Origin of the sequence: Acrocarpospora phusangensis (assembly GCF_016862995.1) — a bacterium.
Classification (GTDB): Bacteria; Actinomycetota; Actinomycetes; order Streptosporangiales; family Streptosporangiaceae; genus Acrocarpospora; species Acrocarpospora phusangensis.
On sequence record NZ_BOOA01000029.1, the window covers coordinates 91,992 to 98,206 of the forward strand.

General features: G+C 70.1%; 7 protein-coding genes. 6 read left to right on the forward strand and 1 reads right to left on the reverse strand.

Going from position 1 to position 6,215, the window contains the following annotated elements; translation table 11 throughout:
* The first annotated feature begins 55 nt into the window (after positions 1-55).
* The 6 genes from rpsM (at position 56) to truA (ending at position 4,148) form a co-directional block, all read left to right on the forward strand.
* On the forward strand, positions 56-436 hold the full coding sequence (gene rpsM, locus Aph01nite_RS19020) for a 30S ribosomal protein S13 (RefSeq protein WP_155351297.1): 381 nt from the start codon (positions 56-58) through the stop codon (positions 434-436).
* Positions 437-470: 34 nt separating this feature from the next.
* On the forward strand, positions 471-875 hold the full coding sequence (rpsK, locus tag Aph01nite_RS19025; protein ID WP_020542285.1) for a 30S ribosomal protein S11: 405 nt from the start codon (positions 471-473) through the stop codon (positions 873-875).
* A gap of 17 nt (positions 876-892) precedes the next feature.
* Entirely contained in the window at positions 893-1,519 is a 627-nt protein-coding gene (gene rpsD, locus Aph01nite_RS19030; protein ID WP_204042257.1) for a 30S ribosomal protein S4, read from the forward strand.
* Positions 1,520-1,623: 104 nt separating this feature from the next.
* Complete coding sequence (locus tag Aph01nite_RS19035) at positions 1,624-2,640, forward strand: DNA-directed RNA polymerase subunit alpha (protein ID WP_204042258.1); 1,017 nt, start codon at positions 1,624-1,626, stop codon at positions 2,638-2,640.
* Between the two features lie 84 nt (positions 2,641-2,724).
* The gene (gene rplQ / locus Aph01nite_RS19040) at positions 2,725-3,270 is read left to right on the forward strand and encodes a 50S ribosomal protein L17 (RefSeq protein WP_204042259.1); all 546 of its coding nucleotides are present in this window, start codon (positions 2,725-2,727) and stop codon (positions 3,268-3,270) included.
* 71 nt (positions 3,271-3,341) lie between these two features.
* Complete coding sequence (gene truA, locus Aph01nite_RS19045) at positions 3,342-4,148, forward strand: tRNA pseudouridine(38-40) synthase TruA (protein ID WP_204042260.1); 807 nt, start codon at positions 3,342-3,344, stop codon at positions 4,146-4,148.
* 52 nt (positions 4,149-4,200) lie between these two features.
* On the opposite strand, the gene Aph01nite_RS19050 is transcribed toward truA, so the two are convergent.
* Positions 4,201-6,108 carry a hypothetical protein gene (locus tag Aph01nite_RS19050; RefSeq protein WP_204042261.1) on the reverse strand — a complete coding sequence of 636 codons (1,908 nt, stop codon included), beginning with the start codon at positions 6,106-6,108 and terminating at the stop codon, positions 4,201-4,203.
* Positions 6,109-6,215 lie beyond the last annotated feature (107 nt).

Sequence of the window (6,215 nt, forward strand, 5' to 3'; positions counted from 1 at the left end):
GGGGAGGGGTAGTGAGGCGCAGGACCTCCGCCCAAACGAAGGAGAATGCCCGACCATGGCTCGCCTGGTTGGCGTCGACCTCCCCCGCGACAAGCGGCTGGAGATCGCTCTCACCTACATTTTCGGAATCGGTCGCACCCGCGCCCTGGAGATCCTCAAGGCCACCGGCGTCAGCGGTGACCTGCGCGTGCACCAGCTCAGCGACGCCGAGCTCGTGCCCATGCGTGACTACATCGAGGCGAACTTCAAGATCGAGGGTGACCTCCGCCGCGAAGTTCAGGCGGACATCCGTCGCAAGATCGAAATCGGCTGCTACCAGGGCATCCGGCACCGCAAGGGCCTGCCTGTCCACGGTCAGCGGACGCAGACGAACGCGCGTACCCGCAAGGGCAAGAAGAAGACCGTGGCCGGCAAGAAGAAGCCGGGCAAGAAGTAGTCCTTAGCAGCCACATTTCAGGAGAAGCGCTTAAATGCCGCCGAAGAGCCGCCAGGGCGCGCCCAAGAAGGTGCGCCGCAAGGAAAAGAAGAACGTCGCTCACGGGCACGCCCACATCAAGAGCACGTTCAACAACACGATCGTTTCGATCACCGACCCGAACGGGAACGTGATCTCCTGGGCCAGCGCCGGCCACGTCGGGTTCAAGGGCTCTCGCAAGTCCACCCCGTTCGCCGCGCAGATGGCGGCCGAGAACGCCGCCCGCCGGGCCATGGAGCACGGCATGCGCAAGGTCGACGTCTTCGTGAAGGGCCCCGGCTCCGGCCGGGAGACCGCGATCCGTTCGCTTCAGGCGACCGGGCTCGAGGTCGGGTCCATCCAGGACGTGACCCCGGTTCCGCACAACGGTTGCCGTCCGCCGAAGCGCCGCCGAGTCTGACCAGGAGATAGAGAGAAATGGCTCGTTACACGGGTGCGGACTGCAAGCTCTGCCGTCGGGAGAAGACCAAGCTCTTCCTCAAGGGCAAGAAGTGCGAGTCCGCGAAGTGCCCCATCGAGATCCGTCCTTACCCGCCGGGTGAGCACGGCCGAGGCCGTCCCAAGGAGTCGGAGTACCAGCTCCAGCTCCGGGAGAAGCAGAAGACCCGCCGTATCTACGGCATCCTCGAGCGGCAGTTCCGCAACTACTACGAGGAAGCCAACCGCAAGGCCGGCAAGACCGGTGAGAACCTCCTCCAGATCCTGGAGAGCCGTCTCGACAACGTGGTCTACCGCGCCGGTTTCGCGGAGTCCCGCGACGCCGCCCGCCAGCAGGTCCGTCACGGGCACGTGCTGGTGAACGGCAAGAAGGTCGACATCCCGTCGTACCGCGTGCGCGAGCACGACATCGTCGAGGTGCGGGAGAAGTCGCGCAACCTGCTGCCGTACGAGGTGGCCCGCGCCACCGCCGGGGACAAGACCGTCCCGGCGTGGCTGGGTGTCTCGCCGGAGGCCATGCGCATCCTCGTGCACCAGCTCCCGGTCCGCCAGCAGATCGACACGCTGGTCCAGGAGCAGCTCATCGTCGAGCTTTACTCCAAGTAAGGCTTGTCTTTGCCGCACGGCCCGCGCATTTGGGGCCGTGCGGCATCATGGTTGTAGGCGAGTGGCGTCAAATAGCGGGCGCCACCGTGAAAGAGGAGATACGCATGCTCATCGCACAGCGTCCCAGCCTCGTCGAGGAGTCCCTCGAAGAGCACCGGTCCAAGTTCGTCATCGAGCCGCTGGAGCCGGGCTTCGGTTACACCATCGGAAACTCGGTCCGCCGCACGCTGCTGTCGTCCATTCCGGGCGCGGCCGTCACGAGCATCCGCATCGAGGGCGTGCTGCACGAGTTCTCCACCGTGCCCGGGGTCAAGGAGGATGTCACCGACATCATCCTGAACCTGAAGGCCCTGGTGGTCTCGTCGGAGCACGACGAGCCGGTGGTCATGTACCTGCGCAAGCAGGGTCCCGGCGAGGTCACCGCCGCCGACATCGCGCCCCCGGCCGGTGTCGAGGTGCACAACCCCGAGCTCCACATCGCCACGCTGAACGGCAAGGCGAAGCTGGAGATGGAGCTGACCGTCGAGCGCGGTCGCGGCTACGTCTCCGCCGCGCAGAACAAGCAGCCGGGCCAGGAGATCGGGCGCATCCCGATCGACTCGATCTACTCCCCGGTCCTCAAGGTCACCTACAAGGTCGAGGCCACCCGTGTCGAGCAGCGCACGGACTTCGACCGCCTGATCCTCGACGTCGAGACCAAGCCGTGCATGAAGCCCCGCGACGCGGTGGCCTCGGCCGGTAAGACCCTCGTCGAGCTCTTCGGCCTGGCCCGCGAGCTCAACGTCGAGGCCGAGGGCATCGACATCGGCCCGTCGCCGACGGACGCGGCCCTGGCCGCCGACCTGGCGCTGCCGATCGAGGAGCTGAACCTGACGGTCCGTTCCTACAACTGCCTCAAGCGCGAGGGCATCCACACCGTGGGTGAGCTCGTGGCGCGCAGCGAGCAGGACCTGCTGGACATAAGGAACTTCGGTGCCAAGTCCATCGAAGAGGTCAAGCAGAAGCTGCACGAGATGGGTCTCGCCCTCAAGGACTCCCCGCCCGGATTCGACCCCACCGCGGTCGCCGGTGGCGGGTACGACGACGAGGACGGCGGCTTCATCGAGACCGAGCAGTACTAGAAGATCACGTAACGACCGGTTCGCCGGTCGGCCCGACCCCGGTACCTGGTACGGCCGGGGCGGGTTATCCACAAGGAGCATTCCATGCCCAAGCCCACCAAGGGCGCCCGTCTCGGCGGCGGCCCGGCTCACGAGCGGCTGATCCTGGCGAACCTCGCCACCCAGCTGTTCCAGCACGGCCGGATCCGTACCACCGAGGCCAAGGCCAAGCGGCTCCGCCCGCTGGCGGAGCGGCTGATCACCAAGGCGAAGAAGGGCGACCTGCACAACCGTCGCCAGGTCATGACGATCGTCCGGGACAAGGGTGTCATTCACCACCTGTTCGCGGAGATCGCCCCGACGTTCGCCGAGCGTCCCGGTGGTTACACCCGGATCACCAAGATCGGTCCCCGGAAGGGCGACAACGCCCCGATGGCGATCATCGAACTGGTGACCGAGCCGCTGAACCCGGTCAAGGTCGCGAAGGCCGCCCCGGCCGCCGCCGCGCCCGAGGCTCCCGCCGTCGCCGACGAGGCCGCTGAGGTCGCCGAGGCTCCCGAAGCCGCGGAGGCTCCGGAGACCGAGGCCGCCGAGACGGCCGAGGCCACGGAGGCCACCGAGGCCGGCGAGGCGAAGAAGGACGACGCCTGATCTTCAGGTCGTGGATGGGTCCGGTGTCCGCTCAGGGCGCCGGACCCGTTTGTTTTGAAGGGGATGTTCCGATGGTCAGGGTGCGGCTGGATCTGGGGTACGACGGGACGGATTTCTCCGGGTGGGCGCGGCAGCCGGGGCGCCGGACCGTCCAGGGGGAGATCGAGGAGGCGCTCGGCCGGATTCTGCGGGCGGAGCCGCCGGGGTTGACGGTCGCGGGCCGTACCGACGCGGGGGTGCACGCGCGGGGGCAGGTCGCGCATGTGGACCTGGAAGCCGATGTGGAGCTCTCTGCGCTCTTACGGCGGCTCGCGGGGGTGCTGAGCCCCGATGTAAGGGTTCACCGGCTGTCCGTGGCTCCTGCCGGTTTCGACGCCCGCTTCTCGGCCCTTTCCCGGCGGTACGCCTACCGGGTCGGTGACGCTCCCGGCGGCGTGGACCCGCTGCGGCGGCGGGACGTGCTCTGGCACAATCGGCCGCTCGACGTGGATTCGCTGAACGCCGCCGCCGCGGGGCTGCTGGGGGAGCACGACTTCGCCGCGTTCTGCAAGAAGCGGGAGGGCGCGACCACGATCAGGGAGCTCCAGCGGCTGGACTGGGAGCGCGGGCCTGACGGCATCCTGGTGGCCACCGTGGTCGCGGACGCCTTCTGCCATTCGATGGTGCGGGCCCTGGTGGGCTCGCTGCTGGCGGTCGGCGAGGGCCGCCGCCCGGTCGAGTGGCCCGCCGAGGCGCTGGCCCGCGCGGAACGCGACTCCGGCATCCACGTGGCACCCGCCCTCGGCCTCACCCTGGAAGAGGTCCGCTACCCCCCGGACGAGGAGTTGGCGCCGCGCGCCCTCCAGACCCGCCGGGTACGCGACCTCGCCAAGAGCTGACGCAGCGTCAGTCGAGCTGGCTGCCCGTGGCCGCCGCGGTGCCCTTACCGAGTCAGCTGGTGATGCGTTTTTCGATGATGGCGGCGGTGTGGTCGCGGAAGGCGCCGCTGACCGGGCCTAGGTCTTTTTCCTTTTCGACCGGGGTGTGGCCGTCGGCGTAGGTGGCGTAGCTGAAGACGATGTAGCGGCCCCAGACCATGCCCGCCGCGTAGCCGCCGGAGATGGAGACCCGCTCGGCGCCGCTCTCGGGTTCGCCGTCCAGGCCGCGGAACCAGAGGTTGCCGCCCAGGTTCTTGGTCTTGTCGACCTCCAGGGCGGCTTCCTTGGTGGGCAGGACGGCGATGCCGGTGGTGATCGCGTACTGTTTGCGGCTGTCCACGTAGGTGGCGCGGAGCACGCGGCGGCACTGGTGCTGGGCCAGGGCCTCGGCGAACGCGCCGGCGGCGGCGTCCTCGCACTTGTCGGTGATGTTCACCTTGACCCGCCGGAAGGTGCGGCCCTCGACGCTGATCCGCGAGTCGGGGAACGCTTCGGCCAGGGTGAGTTTGCGTGGGTCGGTGGCTTCGGAGTCGAGCACGGCGGCGGTCACCGGGGCGGGGTCCGGGCCCTCCTCCGGTACGGCCGAGGGCTCGGCGGCCGCCGGGGCGGAGCTGGCCGCCAGCGGGTCGCCCGCGTCGGTGTAGGCGAAGTAGGCCGCCGCGCCCATCGCGCCCACCACGATCACCGAGCAGATCGCGAGCACGACCTTGCGTCCCGCGCCGCCGGACGCAGGCGGCTCCTCGACCCTCGCCGGGGGCTGCTCGATCCTGGCCGGGGGCGGCGGCTGACGGTAGGCCTGCTGCTGCGGTACGGGCGGCAGGACGATGCCCTCGGCCGGGGTGTTCTCGCCGTGCAGGCGTCGCAACGGCCCGGGTGACGCGTCCTTGATCGGGTACAGCACGTCCCGGCGGGGGATCGTGGTCTCCGCCACGGTCTCCTCGGGCAGCGGCGGCAGCGGCTCCACGGACCGCCACCTGCCCGGTCCCGGCGGCCACTCGGCAGGCTCCCCGGGCATGTTGAGGTTGCTCTCCCGCTCCCCTGGCCAGTTGAGGCCGCTTTCCCGCTCCCCGGGCATGTTGAGGTTGCTTTTTCGCTCCTCTGGCCAGTTGAGGCCGCCTTCCCGCTCCCCGGGCACGGTGACCTGGTCACGGTCGTCCTCGGCCGCCTCAGCTTCATCCGAAGCCTCGTGATCCGAAGCCTCGCGCCCACTCAGCCTGTCCGGGCCTCCCCGCGCGTCCGGACCGTCCGCGCTGTCCGGGCCGCCCCGATCTTCTGGGCCGCCCTGTCCGTCCCGATAGTCCTGCCCGCCGAGATGGTCCTGCTCGTCCCGGCCGTCCTGTTCCTGCGACCAGGCAGGCACCCCGGCGCTCGTCTCGGGAAGCGTCTCTGGCAGCTGCGCGGCCGTCTCCTCCTCCGCCGGTACGCCCTGGGCCTGGCTGCCGATGACCGGCGCCGAAGGCCACGACCCGAAAGCCGGCCACTGCGCCCCGGCCGGTTCGCTGTCGGACGCAGCCGGAGCCCCGGCTTCGGCAGGCGCGGCGGCGGCAGCCTCAGGGAGATCAGCGACCTCGGCCTCGGAGGTCGCGTGCGCGCCGACCGAGGACGGCCACAGCGGCGTCTCCAGCGTCTGCGGCTCGGGAATGGACTCCGCCTGCGACTCGGCAACAGTGGCGGGCACCCTGCCGGGCGCCGACCACGGGCGCAGCGTCCGCCCGGCCCTCTCTGTCTCAGCGGTGGGCCAGTGCCGGGGAACCACCGGCGGGTCGTCGCCCATGCCGTCCTCAGCGTGCGCGGCCTCGCCGGGCAGCCGCGGCGGCCACACCGGCACATCTCCGGGTTCCCCGGTCCGCACCGGCTCGCGTACCGGCTCGGCGTCGGCTTCGGCGGCGGCACTCGCGGGCCAGGCCGGCAGCGGCGGCATCCCCGACCGAGACCCCTCCGCCGATTCCGCTGCGCCCCCGCCGGCAGACCCGGCTCGCGGCCACCCGGCTGGATCGCCCACGGACTCCGTCGCAGGCCAGGTGGCCT

Bases quoted from the DNA above. Each gene is read 5' to 3' on its own strand.
- rpsM (WP_155351297.1), top strand. From the start codon at position 56: ATGGCTCGCCTGGTTGGCGTCGACCTCCCCCGCGACAAGCGGCTGGAG.
- rpsD (WP_204042257.1), top strand. From the start codon at position 893: ATGGCTCGTTACACGGGTGCGGACTGCAAGCTCTGCCGTCGGGAGAAG.
- rplQ (WP_204042259.1), top strand. From the start codon at position 2,725: ATGCCCAAGCCCACCAAGGGCGCCCGTCTCGGCGGCGGCCCGGCTCAC.
- rpsK (WP_020542285.1), top strand. From the start codon at position 471: ATGCCGCCGAAGAGCCGCCAGGGCGCGCCCAAGAAGGTGCGCCGCAAG.
- Aph01nite_RS19035 (WP_204042258.1), top strand. From the start codon at position 1,624: ATGCTCATCGCACAGCGTCCCAGCCTCGTCGAGGAGTCCCTCGAAGAG.
- truA (WP_204042260.1), top strand. From the start codon at position 3,342: ATGGTCAGGGTGCGGCTGGATCTGGGGTACGACGGGACGGATTTCTCC.
- Aph01nite_RS19050 (WP_204042261.1), bottom strand. From the start codon at position 6,108: ATGCCGCCGCTGCCGGCCTGGCCCGCGAGTGCCGCCGCCGAAGCCGAC.